Raw genomic sequence first — 19,004 nt, forward strand, 5'->3', positions numbered from 1 at the left:
TTTACTTGAAACTAATTATATATTTTGTATATTTTACTTCATTCATATCGTACTCGTGGTCTACGTCCATCTTCACGGGACGTTTCTTTCCTTCCACCTGTACTTTTTCATTGACCGAAACCACAAACTTTTCGCCTTCAACGCTTTTCAAGACTCCTCTTATCTTGCGTCTGTCTTGGTCTAATACCTCCACTTCCTTTCCAATGAAGTTGATGTACTGTTGCGGAACTTTGAATGGCTGTCCCAAACCGGCCGACCCTACCTCAAGTTCGTAGTCTTCTTCATCGCGAGAGAGGCGTTCTTCAATAAATTTACTCAGCTCTACGCAATCTTCAATCCACACACCGTCGGCGTGGTCTATTTCGACTACGATTTTGGCATCGGGACTTATCTGAATATCAACAAGGAAGTATTCTTTGCCTTCCAACCATTCATCAACAAGTTTTTTAACAACGTTTTTATCTATCATATACTGTTTTAGGTGGGTTCTGATTATTACCACCGAACTTTTAGAATTTTATCGTGGAACTGATTTCAATTTAAAACCATTACCAATCCCACCTTAAAATATGAAAAATGAGGAACTCTAAAAAGCTCCTCATTCCACTGAACGATGCAAAGTTAGCAATAAATCCGCAGTCTACCAAATGTTTTATACTTTTTCTTTATATATGGCTTTATTCTTGCAAAAAACAGGTTGCTATTTCCAATAGATTGATTATCTTTGCACTCTATTCATTGTTTTTTATGGAATACAAACAACATTATGTAGGACTTAATGAACCGGAAGTCGAAGAAAGTAGATTAAAGTTCGGAGAAAACATTCTTACTCCCCCTGCCCAAACTCCGCTTTGGAAAAGATTTATTGTAAAGTTCAACGACCCGCTTATTATAATTCTTCTTGTCGCAGGTATATTTTCTATCGGCATATCGTTTTACGAGCATTTTGCTCTCAACGAAGGAACACAGGTATTTTTCGAACCTGTGGGCATCTTCATAGCTATTTTGCTTGCAACGGGATTGGCTTTCTTCTTCGAGGAAAAAGCCAATAAAGCTTTCTCCATACTCAACCAAGTAGACGATGACGAGCTTGTAGAAGTTATAAGAAACGGCAACACGACGAACATTACCAAGCGCGAAGTTGTTGTAGGCGATATTGTTCTGCTCAATACGGGTGCAAACATACCTGCCGACGGCGAACTTCTCAATGCCATATCGCTGAGCGTAGACGAGTCTACACTGACGGGCGAGCCCATTTGCAAAAAGAGTACAAAACCCGAAGAGTTTGACAACGATGCCACCTTCCCTACCAACCACGTTCTGCGTGGCACGAAAGTAATGGAGGGGCACGGTCTTTTCCGTGTTACACGTGTAGGCGACGCTACCGAAAACGGAAAAGTTTTCACGGCTGCACAGATAGACAACAGCGTAAAGACACCGCTCACAGAACAACTGAACAGGCTCGGAAAACTTATAACGTGGGCAAGTTATGGCTTGGGAACTTTGATATTGGCAGGGCGTTTATTGATGTTTTTCAACGAATACCCCTTCGATTGGGTGCATTTCATTCAGTATTTCTTAGACAGCATCATGATTTGTGTTACCCTTATCGTTGTCGCCGTGCCCGAAGGACTGCCAATGGCAGTTACATTGAGCTTGGCGTACTCGATGCGCAGAATGCTCCAAACAAACAATCTTGTAAGAAAGATGCACGCTTGCGAGACAATGGGCGCAACAACCGTGATTTGTACCGACAAAACCGGTACGCTCACGCAAAATCAAATGCGCGTTTATGCAATGCAAGCCAACCGAGAAGATGCTACACACGAAGCACTGCTGAAAGAAGGAATTGCCGTAAACTCGACGGCTTCGCTCGACCTTTCCAATCCCGAAAAGCCTGTTGCCTTGGGCAATCCTACCGAGGGGGCTTTGCTTTTATGGCTACGCGAGCAAGGGGCTGACTATCAGCAAATGCGCAACGATGTTGAAATTGTAGACGAACTCCCTTTCTCTACCGAACGAAAGTATATGGCTACACTTGTGCGCTCGGCTTCGCTGCCCAACAAAACCATACTTTACGTGAAAGGTGCAACCGACATTATCCGACAATTCTGTACCTCTTTGGCAGGCAACACGTCGTGGGACGAGATATTTGCGCAGCTGCAGGCGTGGCAAAACAAAGCCATGCGCACCTTGGGCTTTGCCTATCTCGAACTGCCCGAAACGGTTGCAGCGGATTTAGGAACAGGCGTTATCGCCAAAATAATGAATGGCGAAACCGACATCGCCGCTGATTTCTGCTTCTTGGGCATCGTTGCCATTGCCGACCCTGTGCGAAAAGAAGTGCCTGCTGCAGTAAAAGAATGTATCGACGCAGGCATCAGTGTAAAGATTGTAACGGGCGACACACCCGGAACAGCAAAGGAAATAGGCAGGCAGGTGGGCTTATGGACGGAAGAAGACACCGACCGCAACATTATTACAGGTCCTGAATTTGCAGCCCTTACCGACGAAGAATTGAAGCAACGTGTGCTCGACTTGAAGATTATAGCACGCGCAAAGCCAATGGACAAAAAGCGTTTGGTGGAGACTTTGCAGTCGCTCAACCAAGTTGTAGCGGTTACAGGCGACGGCACAAACGATGCACCGGCACTGAAAGCTGCCCACGTGGGACTGTCGATGGGCGACGGAACAAGTGTTGCCAAAGAGGCTTCCGACATTACAATCGTCGATAATTCATTCCTTTCCATCGGCCGTGCCGTAATGTGGGGACGCAGTTTGTATCTGAACATACAGCGTTTCATACTTTTCCAACTTACCGTAAACGTGGTGGCGTGCCTCATTGTCTTGGCAGGTGCTTTCATGGGGACGCAGAGTCCGCTCACGGTTACACAGATGTTGTGGGTAAATCTCATCATGGATACCTTTGCAGCAATGGCGTTGGCTTCGTTGCCACCTTCGAAAAAGGTGATGACCGACCAACCGCGCAACCGCCACGCATTCATCATAACGCGCGATATGTGGACACGCATCGGCACGCTTGGCAGCATTTTCTTCCTCACGCTCTTGATTTTCCTGTATGTATTGGAACATTCGGATATAAGGCAACTGACCGACTTGCAGCAATTCAACTTCAGCAACCACAAGGAACTCACCCCCTACGAGCTAAGTCTGTTCTTCACGATGTTCGTAATGCTGCAATTCTGGAATATGTTTAATGCCCGTGCTTTTGCTACAAACCGAAGTGCTTTCCACTTTAAGGGGTGTCGGGGCTTTGGTTTTATCGTCCTGATGATACTCATCGGACAAATTCTCATTGTCGAGTTGGGCGGTCAGATGTTCAGCGTAACGCCATTAAGTCTTACCGACTGGGCGATTATTATCGCAGCTTCATCGGGCGTTCTGCTCTTTGGCGAAGTGTTCAGATGGTTTACTTGCAAGAAGAAAAACCAAGAATAGCTGTCAATGAAAATAATAAAAAAGAAAGCAGAACGTTCAAATAGGAAAAAGAATTAATTCCTAAAAACAAAATATGCTATGAGGAAATGGGTATTATTACTGCTTTTTAGTGTTTCCTGTATGTCGATAACGGCTCAACGCAGTAAAGGAGACATTACACTGTATCCACGGTTAGGGTATAACATCAGCAAATACAGCAAGCAGATACCGGTTCAATCGGAAAATGAAACATCGAAACTGACGGAAAGTAAATTCAAATCGGGATATACGCTTGGGGCGGAATTGCACAAGCAAATCACCGAAAGAACGGGAGCAAGCATTGGCTTGCTGTATTCAGTAGAGGGCAGCAAGTTCGCCGACCATACTATTGAAACTGAAAAAACAAAATGGGAAATAAAAGACTTTTCTTCTCAACTCCATTACTTACAGTTACCAATCGTGGCAACTATCGATATGGTGAGATGGCAAAACGCTTCTGTTTCCTTTAACTTCGGTGTTCAAATAGGCTATTTATTAAAAGGGGAAAGCAAAAACACGATAGAAGTTTATAACAAGAATGGAAATACTTGGGTGCCTGACAACGAACGCTCCGGGAAAGCAAGCGGCACCAACACAGACGTGTACAAGCGCACCAACATTTCCATTCCTATTGGATTTTCTTACGAATATAATAAGTTCTCTTTAAATCTTAGATACAATATCGGATTAACGAAGGTTTATAACTATATAGATAAAAACATTTGCAATCGCAATTTAGTCTTGACAATAGGCTATGGTATAACATTGTAAGAAAAAGCAATTGTAAAAGCTTTATCAGTGGTTTTGTGCAAAACCGGTTTCCCATTACCATTCAAGGGAAATGCTTAAAAATCCCTTTCGTTTTGTAAAGATAATTCTGAAGAAAAACAGCAATTACGTTTTGGCATTGCAAAAGCGGCTGTTTTGCGATGCAAAACAGCCGCTTTTACCGTGTAAAACCTACGCTTTTGCAATGCAAAACAATAGGTTTTATAAAGCCTTGACAGTGAAAAGGTTACACGGCTGATATTCTTATGAAAAATATTTACGGTTCTATCGCCTTATTTCCGCTAAAAAATGGGTTGCAAAGAGCAATTAAAAAGCTTTACCGAAACTAATGTAAGGCATAATCACCAACTTACGGTCGTAAATATTATCAGCAGCAATAATCCGGGCCGGAGTAACACCTATACGGAACTGAAAGCCTTTTTTTGCTGTATAGCGATAGCCGACGGTTCCAAAAGCAAACATACCGAACTTGTTATCCTTCGTAGGAACGCTCTTTACACCTAAAAGCTCAGGATTTCCGGCGGCATCTTTTCCATATATTCCTTCGAGTATATAGTCGTGTTCATTATAGTGCCCCACATTCACACCTAAGCCAAGTTCCAAATTGTGCTTATTGTTTCCTACAAAATAGTTGAGTCCCAACGGCACAGAATAAGCTCGGGTAGAAGCGTTACCTAATGGGTCTGAAGAACTGGAATAACCGAAGCCGAAACCAACTCGATACCCCCATTTGGAGTTTTTGCTGAAACGGACGTCGTAATTTACGCCTACATAGTTTGAAGGGCCAAATACTTCAAGATAAACACTCTTGTTTCGCACTCTCTCTTCTTGCGCACTCACGGTCAAAACGCCGAGCAACAGCAGTGCTATTGCAATCGCTTTTCTTTTCATTATTATTAGATGAATATTTTGTTTATAGTTTTTTCGGGTGCAAATGTACAGCTTTTTTATTACATTTCGCTAAAAATGCACTTTTTAAATTCCTCAAAAAGTGCATTTTTCCGCCTCAATACCCATTAGAAACTTCTAAGCCACGCTTTCAAGTCCATCATCATTTCCTCGTGATAACGGAAACCTATCTTGCTGCCCCAGCCGTGTCCACCACCGGGATACACGTGGAGCGATGCACGAATATCGTTGCGATAAAGTTCGGTGTAATAGTTTACGCCGTTTGCAGGTGGCACGGTGTCGTCGTCGTCGCTAAGTGCAATAAAGGCGCGCGGTGTAATGCGGGTAACATTCATATCGGCACTATACCTCTTTTGTTCGCTCTTTCCGGGACGTTTGCCCAAGAAATTGTGGTAACTTCCCTCGTGCCCATATCCTTCCATCATAGAAATAACGGGATAGAACAAAATTTGGAAGTTGGGCTTTGCCTCGCCTTTCGATATTGTTGCCACCGTAGCAGCCAAGTGTCCGCCTGCCGAAAAGCCCATAATGCCCACATTGTCGCGGTTTATCTTCCACGAAGCAGCATTCATACGCGTCAGTTTTATAGCCTGCTCGGCATCGGCAATGGGCACTTCGGGCTTGCCGTGGGGCAAACGATACTTCAGAACAATGGCAGCAATGCCTTGATTTTGGAAGAACTCGCCCCAATCGTAGCCTTCCGTATCCATAGAAAGCGAACCGTAGCCGCCGCCGGGACAGATGATAACCGCCCTGCCCGTGGCTTCGCGGTCGATAGGCAAATAGACACGCACCTTGGCTGTGTCCGTATTGTCGCCATTGCTATAAGGCTGGCGACTGCTATATAGCTTCACTTCAAATCTGCTTTGTGCCGCAGCAAACATTGTTGTGGCTGCTAAGCCGGCTACTAAAAAGAGCTTTTTAAAATTCATTGTTTTTATTTCTGAAAATTATCCGCCACACTGTAAAAGACGGGCGGAAATCAAGTATTATAGGCAAAAGTACTAAAAAACACCGAAATAATTCTGAATGTTTAGAGTTTTTAGTATATTTGCAAACATAGCAGACTATTCAATCTGCGCTTAAACTATTTTTAAAGAATATAGACTTTATATTAACAACTTACTAAACAGAGGTAAAGCTATGCACGTATTAGAGAAATTCAAACACTGCCCCGTGTGTGGCAGCAGCAGCTTTGAAGAACAAGACGAGAAAAGCAAACGCTGTAAACGCTGTGGCTTTGAATACTACTTAAACCCAAGTGCTGCCGTTGCAGCCTTCGTGTTTAACAGCAAAGGACAATTGCTGACGCTGCGCCGCCGCAAGGCACCCGCAAGGGGTACGCTCGACTTGCCGGGAGGCTTTGCCGATATTGGCGAAACCATAGACGAAGCTTTGCTGCGCGAAGTGAAAGAAGAAACCGGACTGACGGTTACGGAATTTGAATTTTTCACCACCCTTCCCAACCGATACGAATACAGTGGCTTTGTTGTGCCCACACTCGATTCGTTCTTTATCTGCAAAATCAGCAATGAGACAGAGTTACAGGCGAACGACGATGCGGAGGAAGCATTGTGGCTCGACCTCGAAGATGTACACACGGAAGAATTTGGACTGCGCTCCATTCGACATGCACTATCCACCTTTCTTGAAAAATACAGGAAATAGCTGATGCGATGATAAAACAACGCAAGTTCGACGAATTGACCATAGTGCAGAATGTTTTATACACCAAAAGGAAGCTAAATGTTAATAACAACTAAAGTATAACCCGTGGGGCACAAGTCCTACTTTCGTACCCCACGAAAGTAGGACTTGTCGTTATCTGTATCTACACCACTCGCAGATAGTTAATATTCATTAACCGTTCCCTGTTATTGGCGTACACTTATAAGTCTCAAACTCACGTTAAAACAAAAAAGCCATATCTTAAACCTTTAACAGGAAAAAGATATGGCTTTTATATGACCTTGTATTTATACGAACTTAGTAAATTACAAGACTTTTGCTTCTTAAGAACAGGCGGTTCTGCCCATCATTGCACATTACTACATCAACTTCTTAACGGTCTTTCCGTTAGAGAGCTTGATGATGTTAATGCCTTTGCAAGGCTTTGAAATTTTCTGTCCTTGAACATTGTAACGCTCAACTTCGGTTACAGTTGCATTGCTGTCCTTAACAGAGGCAACGCCTGTTGGAGTATAAACGAACTTAACTTTAACTGAAGGACCTTCTTCTGTCATCTTAGTTTCAGACACACCCTGTGGGTTGTTTTCCATTTCGGCATAACCTGCTGTCAGCGTTGCAATCCAAGTCGTTGGGGAATTGGCTTCTCCTGTAAGAAACCATTCTGCTTCAATGTCTAAAGACTTACCGGAATTTACAGTCTCTATATCTGACATTACCACAGAAGGCTCTTCAAATGTTCTACACTGCCCCACACAACATTGAAAGTTTCCATAAGGCATAGAAGTTAAATCAAGCTTCACTGCGACCGATTTATTCAGAGGGGCTACATTCTTCACAAACAAATGAGGTTTCATATAAGTTGTACCAAAGTCATTATCAATTGTAACTTCAGTAACTTCAAAAACAGCACCATCAGCTATTACATTCCCTTTGTCATCAACAAACTGGAGTGCAGATTTTGCACTTTGAGCCATTGCACCCATACCCATTGAAAGCAATACAGCTGCTAAAAATAGTATTCTTTTCATTATCTTTCCCTTTCTTATTAATTAAAAAATATTTATTAGCTATTTACATGTTGTTTAATCACCTGTTGCACACCGGAGTCATTGTAAACGAAAGTTACAATGGAAACGTTCTTCTCGTTCCATGTTGCGTCTAACTGAATAGAGAAGTTGCTCTTTGCTTCAACATTCTCTTGTAAAGCAATATCCGTTCCCCAAGTTCCATTTACAGCAGCACGGAATACGTGGTTGTGAACATAATTGGCATCAACATGGTTGCCTTTAAGAAGTTGCTTGGCAACAATACCATCTTCTATTATCCATACTTGCAACTTGCCATCGAACTTCTCTCGGCTCAACGCATTTACATCGATTGATAATTGACGATTAGCAGCATCGTACTTATTCGTCATAGAAAGCGAAACAGAAGTGGGTTTCTGAAGCTCACTGTTAATAATACCTGCCCATGCGCTTACTTGTTGCATACGACCGGAACGATTTATAATGGCACTCGGAACACCGTCGCCATTCCAGTGCTTATAATACTCTTCACCAACTTTTGTTTTTAATGGAGACACTGCCAATGCAGAAGCATGTATGCAAACAGCAATTACCTTGTCTTCTCCATATTCCTTTTGTATCTGTGCCAATTGCTCGTGCGCCTCCGGACAGTTTATACATCTCTGCCCCGTAAATTCTTCAACAAGTACGGCACGTTTGGCTTCAGAAGATTCTACTTCAATATATCTATCGCCTTCATCTACATTTGCACATGAAGAGAAAAATATTGCCACATACGCTATTAGTAATGGAATTATTCTTTTCATTTTATGTTTATGTCTTGTTTAGAAATTATAATTGTATGAAACTGTAACACCTCTACTTGCCGGAATATAGCGACATACACCACCGGAGCAGTTGAAGCCTGCACGTGTACGACCATAACCTACCTGCAATCTGTGGGCACCGGCATTGAAAGTTACAAATCCTTGATAGTAATGTAACTTACTTTCACCGGAATTGTACATATCGCTTACTGTAAACATCCAATGAGGAACAATTGCCAATTCAAGCAAACCGAACCACCAGTTGCCTTGGTCCTCTTTTGTAGAAAGGTATTGCACCTCTCCGCGAAGGTTCACCTTTGGAGAGAAAGTGTACTTACCGTCTGCAATAAAGATGTCAGAGTGTATCATACCGCCTTCGCCTTCTACCACCGTCTTGTTGTAGAACTGGTTCATATACATCAAGTTCAACTTGAATGTTTTAGAGATTTTACGCTCAAGCTGTATATTCAAATCTTGATAATAGGTTTGGTCGCCCCACTTAAAGAAGGCAGAGCCGTAGCCTTTTGAACCTTTTACAGTAGTGTTGTCGATAGAACCTGCAAGGTTAGTGTGCTTGTCAATGGCATGAACGTGTGAGAAATTCACTTTCACATTCATTCCATAAGGTCCGCCAAGGAAAGTTTTGCGCTTAAACTTGTAGCCTAACTGTGCTTGATATGCCCACTCGCCGTCAGGACGGGTTGCATAAGGATAGAATGCAGCAAGGGCATAGGTCTGGTCTTGGGTAAATGCCGGCAAGTGGTTGATGTACGAAGATACACCGATGCTGTTTCTGTCGCTCTTGAAAGCCATATCGTTAGAACGCTTTGCTTGTAAAAGAACACTCATTCCACGCTGTGAATAAGAGGCAGAAAGCATAGCCACATTTCCCTTACGATAGATGTAGCCGTTTGTGAACGAAGGGTCTTGTGTTTTCTCTGCATACTCGGCAAGTACATTGAAACCGCCTTTTTGCAATTGAATACGAGCGTCCCATGCGTTTACATTCTGTGGTAGATTTAACTTGTGTGTACGGTCTACCATAATATTGTCTTCCTTGTTGTTCTCGTATTTATTCACAAACGAGCCACCTAACATAATGCGGGTATCGCTCTTTTGCAATCCACTAAACCACTCACCAAGGTTTAATTCGAGGTCAGCACCATTTATCCATGAGTCGTTGTGCGCCCAATATCTGCGCTGTTCGCCGGTTATGGCTTTCAGCACAATACCTTTATAAGGCTTGTAAACAACTCGTGCTCCTAATAAGGAGTTATCTATTCCCAAGCTACGTTCTTCGTAAGTTCGCAGAATAAAACCTGAACCAAACTGCTCGTAATAGTTTCCTAATGTGATTTCAAGCTTTTCAAACTTTCCTTTCAAATAGAAGTAAGGTACGCCATACCCTTTATAATCCTTTTCAAAACCCGGCAATGGAAATCTCAAGAATTCAAATCGAGCACCTGCATCTACATTTTTGCTGATGAGATTAAGGTCGAGAAAAGAGTTGGTTAATACCTTGTCGTTATACTTGGGCGACCCTATCTTAAGGTCTTCCTTTGGGACAAGAATATCGCTCTGAATACTTCCGGTAACAGAGACCTTCCCATTATCAGTCTCGCCCTGCTCTTGTGCAGTAGCTTTTGCTGCACCAAGAGCAAGTAGACATAGCAACCAAATACTTTTTTTCATGACTATTTGCTATTATTTTACAAGTTCACGAACTTTCTCTATCAACTCGTTTTCGGCTCCTTCCGTATAGCCGTTGTGCTTGTACACAATATTTCCCTTGCCATCGCAAATAAGAACATAAGGAATCATCTGTATACCTAAAGCACGCTTAAACTCACTATTCGGGTCGAGCAATACTTCATATTCCCAGCCATTCTCGTCTACAAGTGGTTTTACCTTGTTTACATTCTGTGCTTGGTCAATGGAAACAGCAAAGATTTTCACGCCGGTTTCTTCGCGCCATTCATTATATACTTCGCTAATAGCCTTTAGCTCACGGTTGCAAGGCTTACACCAAGTTGCAAAAAAATCAATAATGAATGGCTTTCCATTATTTGACAAAGTATCTGTACGTACAGTTTTGCCATTAATGTCTTTAAGCGTTACCGATGGTAATTGCGCACTAACTGTGCTGATAGCACAGGTAAGTAGTACTAAAAGTGATAAAAAAGTTTTTTTCATAACATGATGTATTAATTGTTAATAAATAAAATGTCTTGCATTCGTTGGAGTAAAAAGATATGCGTCCCATCATTTCTGTGGAACAGCATATCTCTTTTTAATCGTTACTTGACTATTTCTTTCAACACCTTGCCATTAGAGAACTTCACTATATTGATTCCCTTCTGTGGTGCTGATATGCGCTGACCTTTGACATTGTAGCGTCCTATTTCCGTTGCAGGTATGTCTGTCGCTACATTTTCAATAGCATTAGGGTCGTTGGCAAGAGGCTCGCTTATGCAGTTCTGCACAGCCAAGCTCTCAAGATTTGCACCGATTTCCTTTACTTTAGGAGCAATAAATGCTACTACTTCCAAATCAACAGGCTTCCAATCATTCTTAACGGCAAAGTCATAAGTCTTTGTAAAGTTATCACCTTCCCACACAAGATCGGTATCGCCCTTTACATCGGAAACGTATGCACGAAGTACATCTTGGTGTTTGGCTTTCACGAGATTTCCATTTTCATCGCCTTGATGCCCATCTACATTATTCTCCGTAACGAGAACAAAGAGTGCATAGTCTTCGAGCAACTCCTTCGCCTTGTTCACACCTGTGCCTGTTACTGTGATTTTAATCTTCCTGCTGTCCTTATCGTATTTGTTCACGATGCCAAGTGTTGAGAACACACAAGTATTCTTCTTTGAAAAATTGTAGAAATTATCAATCACCGTTGTAAGTTCAGGAGAAGGCTCACCGGCAATATTGGGGTTTGCTATAGTTTCCTGTTTATTATAAATGAAAGCAGTTCTATTACAAGCAAAAGAAGGCAATCCGGTAACATTTGCCATTCGTTTGATAAACTGACTCTCCGGTGCAGCCACATCATCAGGATATGCAGTTTCGTTAAGGTGTACTGCAACCATTACCATATCAGGCTGTCGTTTCTTGAGTTCTTTAATATTCTGAATACCTCTATAGCAGTTTCTGCAACGTTCGGAAGTGTATTCTTCCACCAAAGTCTTCTGGCGTGCAACCACCTCTTTATAATAAAGCACCTTGTGATTGTTCTCAACGCCTTTCACATCTTTAAGTTCCTTTCCGTTTACCTTCTTCAATACCAAGGCAAGATTGTGCTTACCTGCTGTAGAAATACTCGGCTGAAGTTCACTAATAGTAAACTTCTTGTTAGTTTCGCCTACTGCAACACCTTGGTTCATTGTTATGGTCTTTAGACTCTTATTGTCTATCTGAACATCAAGTTCAAAGCTGTTTATCGGTGTTGAGCTTGCATTGCTTAACCAATAATCTACATTAATGGCTTTTCCGACTTCAGTATAATTTGGCACTTCTATATGGCTGACCACCATTTCGCTCATAGTTGTTCCGGTAGCAGACTCTACTACCAACTGCAATGGCAATGTCAATGGCTGAGTTGTAGAACGGTTTACCCATTCGTTCGTTTCACCAAAATACGTATAAAGATTACCTTTATAAGAGTTTACACCATTCTTTCCGATGGTTATTTTACCTTGATTACCGGCTACCAAGTTATATCCGATTGCAAATCCTTTGGTTTCTGCTGTTATCTCAATTTCCTTATTTAGCTTAACTTCGTACCAATTATCGCCAATGGAACTACCAAGTGTTCCCTCTGCTTTAGCCTCTGTTGCATCGTATATAGTGCTTCCTTCCTTAACAAAAACATCTTTAATACGATTTGCGTCTGCAGAAAGCACTCTAACCGATTTAACCTTGCAACCAACGAAAGGTTTCAACATCTCTTGAGAGTAGAAAGAACCTATCATTGTTTCTCCATTGTTAAATGGAGCTGTTCCGTATCCGCCTGTTTCAAGGTAATCGCTTATTAAACGTTGGTTTGCTTCAATTTGTGGTTTAGCCTTTGCCACCACTCCTGAAAGGACCGGTGTATTCATCATCTGTATGTCTTGTGCCACTGCCGACATTGAGGCAGAAGCTATTATTAATGACATAAATAAATGTTTCATAGTTTATAGTTTCTTTTTTAATTTTATGCAGTAATAGGCTTTTAAGATTACGCTCGAAAGCCTACACTGCCTTCAATTAGTTATGGTTTATGTATATTAAATTTAGACATTCTTATATTTTTAATTGCTCAGATATTTTTTACCATTTATGATATAAACACCATGAGGCATTTCTTTCAGCATCTGCTGCACGGCATTCAGCTGCACACGTGCTGCCACGCTACCATCAATGCGATAGATAGTTACAATACCGTTTTCAACTTTACCGCTCTCTACATTCTCGATACCATTGCTCAAACGGAATGTATAATATGGCGGAACAGTGAAAGAAAGTCTTGTCTGCAAATTCTTCTTCATATAATAAATCTTCACACAGTATTCTCCCCCATCTTGCATCTTGCTAAAGGCAAACGTAAGTTTCTGTTCGCCGTCTTTAGCAATCTCAACATCTTGAGCCAATGTTTCCACATTCGCCGAGTTGCGGTCAGAAAGAATGGCTATGATTTTATTCTTATAAAGATTATCGCCCCAGTTTTCGACCGTAACTTCACATTCAAATTTATCCATTACAACGTTGCCTTGGGCATTCTTAATTTTATAGCCACTTTGCGTTAATTCAGCATCTAAGCCTTCCTTTACATCGATTTCAACTTCTCCTATCTTCACTTTTCTTGCATTATCTGCATAAAGTTCAACGCGATGCTTTCCCGGTGTCTTGGGTGTATACGGAATTGTTACTTTCTGCTCTGCCTTTGCGTCTATCATAAAACCAACGGCATTCGCATTCTTTCCGGTCGTTGCGTCGTAAAGATATACGGTTACGGCATTTGATATACCTTTATTAATGAGTGTTGCTGCTATCTTTGTTTCAATATTTTCTTCGGCTTGTCCCTCATGTGTCAGCATTGTACATTCCACATCGCTTCTATTGCTGAAAGCAGTAGCAAGCATTTCTTTATCTTTAACATCAAGTTTGATATACATTCTTGAATTTATACAAGGACTCCAAACGTTTCCTCCGGTTGCTTCAACGGCAAACATTGGAACAAGATAATAGGTTCCCATCGGTAGGTTCTTACCAAAAGCCAACGAATTGCTCACACATTCGTATGTGTGGTTGTTAGGTTCCATATCAAGAATATCTACCTGACCAAGAATTGCAATACCCTCTACCGGTTTGTTATCGGCATCTCGAAGTTGCCAGCCAAATGTTATCTTCTGCTTCGTGTAATTGTTTGCCAAGACCTTCAAACCAATTCTGTCGATGACAAAGTCTGCTGACTTGTCTGTACGTTGATACTTGTCTTGCACATCTTTTATATCATTCACAAAGATAGTATGGATAGCATCTTCAGGCTGCTGACCGGTCTTGTTTGGTTGCAAACCGACAATAACAGCTTGTTTAATGGTATAACCGCTGCCACCGGAGAACGAACCTGTTCCCTGCAAAGTCGGGTTGAGCACAGACAAATCGTATTCACCGTCTGACAAACCGCCCCAACCCCAATTTATAAGAAACTTTCCATCTTTATAACCGTGGCAAACAAAGGCGTGGTAACCAATGATCCCGGAATTAACATCAAACTTACCACCGGTGTACAACACAGGACGTTTTTCCTTAATCTCGTCATAGATTTTCTGTTGCCATTCAGCTTCCGTATATGGCGAGCGTTCTATTTCTTGCGCAGTGGCAGCATAATTAAAATACTCCTTGAACGATGTTACCAAAACATTAGAGCCCGACTCCTTAGGAGAGTATTGCATCTTCATTGCCTGACCAACATAGCGCATAAGCCAAGCAACCTCATCTGCATCTTCCTGAAGTTTGTAGCTATCCTTCATAGCTCCCCAATTGAATTTCTTCGGTTGGAGGTCTTGAAGGGTTTGTTCATAATCCTGCATCTTTGAATTATAGCCCGGTGTCGATGGGGTTTCGTTCTGTGGCCATTCATGATATTTCAAAATTTGCGCAGCAGCAGTGGCAACACAGCCTGTTGCAGCATAGCCTTCATCAAATTTCGGACATCTTAGGTTGTAAGGACTTGTCTGGTTCCATTTCGTTGTCATCAATCCGGACAAATCCTGAAGCTTTGCCGGCTTTGCCAACATTGTCGGTTGCTTATGGGTGGCAACATATTTCACATAACGCTGACAACATTCCAACCACCATTTCATTCCGTCGGGAATATTCTTCTCATCGAACGTTCCGTTGTAAGAATGTCCAAGAACGGCCGGTGCTTTATCGTCAGCGGCTACAATAATAAATCCATCATTTCTCCCTACGTTAAAAACATAATAAGCATCGGTAGAGAGTTGCACGCTCTTTACTGCATCTGAAATTTGTGCGTGCATACGGGGAGAACGAGCACCGTTTCCTTTAATATACTTTAAAGCTATTTGGCGTGCTTTCTCCAAACTCACAGGATTGCCTCGTACTATACTTCCCATTGAAAAGAGTACAAGTAAAAGCAATATTTTCTTCATAAGATTATATGTTTAGTTCTAAAGTAATTCTAATTCTATATATCTGTATTATAAAATCTCCCAACTCTACAAGTTACAACGGCAAACTTATTTAAAGTTACCTTAACTTCTTCTTTGTCTAAAGGAAACTCATGACCTATTGCAGGTATGAGTTTCCTAAAGTAGTCCGAACAAATTCGACATCATACTCAAACATTCATAAACAACTGTTCTTTCGATACGAATTCATTTCTCAACATTACTTACTTGACAATCTTCTTCACGCTACCGTCGCTGTAACGAACGATATTGATGCCTTTCTGCAAATCATTGAGCAATCGACCGGATACATCGTAAACAGCAACTACTGTTGCATTGTTCTTAACAGCCGGCTTAGCAGCAATACCTGTCGTTTCGCGCTCCAAAACAACCAAGCCCCATGGAGTGCCATACGCATTCGTTACACCGCCCTTTTCAAATGAAACGGTTTTAGTGCTTTGAGGGTCTTCCTCATCTTCTGGAGTTGCATTAGGATCCGGAACCGGAGAAACACACTTCACACCCTTCATTGAAAACTTCTTGAAAGAGCAAATCGCACCGTATTTGGCTTCAGATGTTACATTTGAATTATCAACAACCAAACGACTTGCATATCCGCCGCAGATACCGCATCTGTCTGCTTTAATGTTCATATCTACGTCTTTTATGTTAAGTGTACCTATATGTCTGGCATCGATACCATTTAATCCGGCGTTAATAGTAAGGCTACCTCCACCCGTTATATCAATATTCGCAGACTCTGCATTTTGATATGTCAGCATCACAAAACCGGTCTGAGTTGTCGTAATAGAATTTTTACCTATTAACTTTACAGTAATATTATCAACCGGGCAATAAAAACGGAATGTACCGATAATTGGATACCAATTTCCACTTTCTGATTGATACTGAGGACAATTTTCTTTAGTAACAACGATTTCTGCGTTTTCCATTGTAATGGTACGGGTATCCGCATCAAATTTTACAGTTCCTGACTTAACCCACTTATGCTCCGGGTCAAGATTGTTACCATTTTCTTTTGTCATTTTCTGACCAAGAAAATCAAGTTGTTCTTCATCTGCTCCTTGAGCAAAACTATTAGACACTCCAAAAATGGCAATAAGCACTGCCATCAAAACTCTCAATCGTAAAAAACTCTTCATAATTTTAAATTGTTTGTTGTTAAATTGTTTGTAGTTAAATTTGCAAAGAATATAATATTCTTCTTTTCCGATTGGCAAAGATAAACTAAATAATAAAACTATGCAAGAAAAAATAAAAAAAACAATCAACAAACACAGCAATTAACAATTACACTTGCTATTATTGTACTCGATTTATACACACGCTATACCCTTTAAACTCAAAATAGGAAATCAGAATAAAGCCATTCTCTTATGCTATGTGCAAGTTACCATGCAACACCTTTCTATAAATAGCCGCCCATACAAAAGACAACAGTTGCCACAGCAATAAACCATTCAAAGCCATACACCTTCCAACCTGATGATATAAAATGGAACTGTAAAAACGCAATAAAAAGATGAATATATAGTTCAATTCTACAGAATAGAACAAACGTTTCAAATGCTGCCCGTACCTCTTATACACCTTATTATATATAAGCAAAAAGCTCAACATCATTGCAAATGTTTTTCACAACAGTACATATCACCTAACAAACTTATTATCAAAGCATTACAAAAACTATTGTTTTGCATTCCGAAAGCGTAGCTTTTGTACGGTCAAAGCGGCTCTTTTAGCGTCCAAAACAGCCGCTTTCGCAACGCCAAAACAAAACTACCGATTTTCCTATGAACTATTCTTGCAAAAACAAAAGAATTTCTACTGAACGCTTGCGAAAACTATAAAGAGAGCCCCACGTCCCTCCACCAAAATCCTACTGCCCTATTGTACAGCCCAAACAAAATACAATGCCGACCCATTAAAAGGCAATATCATTGAATTGTTAAAAATACAACTACACCATCTAAGCTCGCTAAAGCCTATAACAGAATACAAACAAAAAGAGAGGACAGCCTTACGACTATCCTCTCTTTGCGCTCCAGGATGGGCTTGAACCAACGACCCCCTGATTAACAGTCAGGTGCTCTAACCAACTGAGCTACTGAAGCAGTGTTGCTATTTCTTCTTAGCGAGTGCAAAAGTACAACGTTTTTTTTTAATCCACCAAATATTTTATCAAAAAATATCTTCCTTATTGTGATAAAATATTCGCAAGGACAACTTTTATCATATTATCATAACGTGAGCTCGGTATAAGAATTATGCAGGTGTATTATTTATTAAGATACTTAAAGAAAGAGTTCATTATGATTTAATATACTTATAATCAGGAAGAAGTGAGGTTTCTTCAGGGGCAAATTCCTACACCGAGTTCATTTTATTTATGAACGTTTTCGTTCAGCCAAATGAGCAATGCCAAATTTATTTAAGCATTGCCATGGCGAGAAAACGCACTTTTCGAGGAACGAGAAAAGAACGAAAATAAGACAATAAATCTGTAAATATTTTTCACAAGCGCAACTATCACTTAATCCTCTATCCATCAGCGCATTACAAAACCTATTGTTTTGCATTCTAAAAGCGTAGGTTTTGCACGGTAAAAGCGTAGGTTTTACATTGCAAAACCTACGCTTTCGCAATGTCAAAGCGCAGTTATCACTTTTTAACGGAATTATCATTACAAAAATGAACTGAAAATCTATCACTATTTCATCAACGAACTTGCTTAAAAGCATCTGCGATACTACCTGCCTAACCTGCTCTTTTATACCGAATTCACGTTATCATTCAAAAAACTATTTCTAATATTTCCTTTTATCAGTAAAAATAATTACATTTGCAATATTGATATACGGACAAGAAGAAGCCATCATCACCGTTGAACTCTAATATCGTGCTATTGAGAGTAGATTTACGATACAAAGTTTGTGCAAAGATGTACCGTATCATCTTTTAGACAACCCCTATTATTGTATTTTCGTTCTATGATGAACAATACCAAAAGAATAAATATATAAAATAAAACTATGAACAAAACATTATGGAACTACTATAAGCAGTCGTCAGACGGACAAAAGGCAATTGCGATGTTTAATCCGGAACCAAACAATGCTTACGAAGAAATGGAAGAAATAGCAACTTCCTTACAAAAGTTGGACAGTTATATTGAACCTCAGCAATTTACAGATTATGTATTTGCGTACGAAGTTAATCTCTCCGAACGGAATCTCCTAATCGAAGAACTTTCCGAGCGCAAGAATTTCGAAACTTTTGTAGAATCCTATGACTTAAAAGAGTTTGAAATTCAAGAAGAAAAGGTTATTTGGTTTGAAGAAAATTATCTTATCAAAGCAGATAAATTCAGAAAAAAAGCAGCTACGGTAGATGCTCTATCAATGTTCTTATACTTTTATGATGCTTATTTCAAGCCTATTCTTCTCCCGGGTAGATTTGATATTATTCAAAAAAGCTGTGATTCGTTGGGTATAGAACTGCCACCTATCCCTCGCACAAAAAGTTATAAAGAATATTTAATGTACTACTATGACATTTGTGGTGCACTAAATAAATTTCAAGAAGAAAATGAACTGACAAACGGG

General features: G+C 40.7%; 13 protein-coding genes, 1 tRNA gene and 1 pseudogene. 4 read left to right on the plus strand and 11 right to left on the minus strand.

The window, feature by feature from the left end; genetic code table 11:
* Position 1: 1 nt before the first annotated feature.
* Complete coding sequence (gene rimP / locus JCM15124_RS06220; RefSeq protein ID WP_024998735.1) at positions 2-469, minus strand: ribosome assembly cofactor RimP; 468 nt, start codon at positions 467-469, stop codon at positions 2-4.
* Between the two features lie 278 nt (positions 470-747).
* Between rimP and JCM15124_RS06225 the strand changes: the two genes are divergently transcribed.
* Together JCM15124_RS06225 and JCM15124_RS06230 are read left to right on the plus strand one after the other, a co-directional pair.
* On the plus strand, positions 748-3,459 hold the full coding sequence (locus tag JCM15124_RS06225; RefSeq protein ID WP_024998736.1) for a calcium-translocating P-type ATPase, PMCA-type: 2,712 nt from the start codon (positions 748-750) through the stop codon (positions 3,457-3,459).
* 78 nt (positions 3,460-3,537) lie between these two features.
* The gene (locus JCM15124_RS06230; RefSeq protein ID WP_084608914.1) at positions 3,538-4,248 is read left to right on the plus strand and encodes a porin family protein; all 711 of its coding nucleotides are present in this window, start codon (positions 3,538-3,540) and stop codon (positions 4,246-4,248) included.
* Between the two features lie 324 nt (positions 4,249-4,572).
* Here the strand turns inward: JCM15124_RS06230 and JCM15124_RS06240 are convergent, their stop codons facing one another.
* On the minus strand, positions 4,573-5,157 hold the full coding sequence (locus JCM15124_RS06240) for a hypothetical protein (protein WP_036885203.1): 585 nt from the start codon (positions 5,155-5,157) through the stop codon (positions 4,573-4,575).
* A gap of 125 nt (positions 5,158-5,282) precedes the next feature.
* Positions 5,283-6,107 carry an alpha/beta hydrolase gene (locus JCM15124_RS06245; RefSeq protein ID WP_024998740.1) on the minus strand — a complete coding sequence of 275 codons (825 nt, stop codon included), beginning with the start codon at positions 6,105-6,107 and terminating at the stop codon, positions 5,283-5,285.
* 211 nt (positions 6,108-6,318) lie between these two features.
* Here JCM15124_RS06245 and JCM15124_RS06250 point away from each other — a divergent pair, with 211 nt between their 5' ends.
* Positions 6,319-6,843: an NUDIX hydrolase gene (locus tag JCM15124_RS06250; RefSeq protein ID WP_024998741.1), complete on the plus strand. Its 525-nt coding sequence runs from the start codon at positions 6,319-6,321 to the stop codon at positions 6,841-6,843.
* A gap of 380 nt (positions 6,844-7,223) precedes the next feature.
* On the opposite strand, the gene JCM15124_RS06255 is transcribed toward JCM15124_RS06250, so the two are convergent.
* The 8 genes from JCM15124_RS06255 to JCM15124_RS06295 all read right to left on the minus strand — a co-directional run bounded on the left by JCM15124_RS06255 (position 7,224) and on the right by JCM15124_RS06295 (position 17,513).
* A complete protein-coding gene (locus tag JCM15124_RS06255; RefSeq protein ID WP_024998742.1) occupies positions 7,224-7,892 on the minus strand; it encodes a hypothetical protein in 669 nt (222 codons plus the stop codon).
* A 35-nt stretch (positions 7,893-7,927) separates the two neighbouring features.
* Positions 7,928-8,695 (minus strand): Omp28 family outer membrane lipoprotein, encoded by a 768-nt coding sequence (locus tag JCM15124_RS06260; protein ID WP_024998743.1) that lies wholly within the window; start codon positions 8,693-8,695, stop codon positions 7,928-7,930.
* An 18-nt stretch (positions 8,696-8,713) separates the two neighbouring features.
* Complete coding sequence (locus JCM15124_RS06265; protein WP_024998744.1) at positions 8,714-10,387, minus strand: DUF6029 family protein; 1,674 nt, start codon at positions 10,385-10,387, stop codon at positions 8,714-8,716.
* Positions 10,388-10,399: 12 nt separating this feature from the next.
* Positions 10,400-10,888, minus strand: a complete 489-nt coding sequence (locus JCM15124_RS06270; protein ID WP_024998745.1) for a TlpA family protein disulfide reductase — start codon at positions 10,886-10,888, stop codon at positions 10,400-10,402.
* A gap of 104 nt (positions 10,889-10,992) precedes the next feature.
* Complete coding sequence (locus JCM15124_RS06275; RefSeq protein ID WP_232220100.1) at positions 10,993-12,861, minus strand: Omp28-related outer membrane protein; 1,869 nt, start codon at positions 12,859-12,861, stop codon at positions 10,993-10,995.
* Between the two features lie 135 nt (positions 12,862-12,996).
* Positions 12,997-15,360: a C10 family peptidase gene (locus tag JCM15124_RS06280; protein WP_024998747.1), complete on the minus strand. Its 2,364-nt coding sequence runs from the start codon at positions 15,358-15,360 to the stop codon at positions 12,997-12,999.
* A gap of 242 nt (positions 15,361-15,602) precedes the next feature.
* Positions 15,603-16,541 carry a hypothetical protein gene (locus tag JCM15124_RS06285; RefSeq protein WP_024998748.1) on the minus strand — a complete coding sequence of 313 codons (939 nt, stop codon included), beginning with the start codon at positions 16,539-16,541 and terminating at the stop codon, positions 15,603-15,605.
* A gap of 898 nt (positions 16,542-17,439) precedes the next feature.
* Positions 17,440-17,513 (minus strand) — tRNA-Asn (locus JCM15124_RS06295).
* A gap of 918 nt (positions 17,514-18,431) precedes the next feature.
* On the opposite strand from JCM15124_RS06295, the pseudogene JCM15124_RS06300 reads away from it, so the two are divergent.
* A pseudogene (locus tag JCM15124_RS06300) lies at positions 18,432-19,004 on the plus strand (restriction endonuclease subunit R); the annotation flags it as partial.

It is taken from the genome of Prevotella falsenii DSM 22864 = JCM 15124 (assembly GCF_000613945.1).
In the GTDB taxonomy this organism is placed as follows: domain Bacteria; phylum Bacteroidota; class Bacteroidia; order Bacteroidales; family Bacteroidaceae; genus Prevotella; species Prevotella falsenii.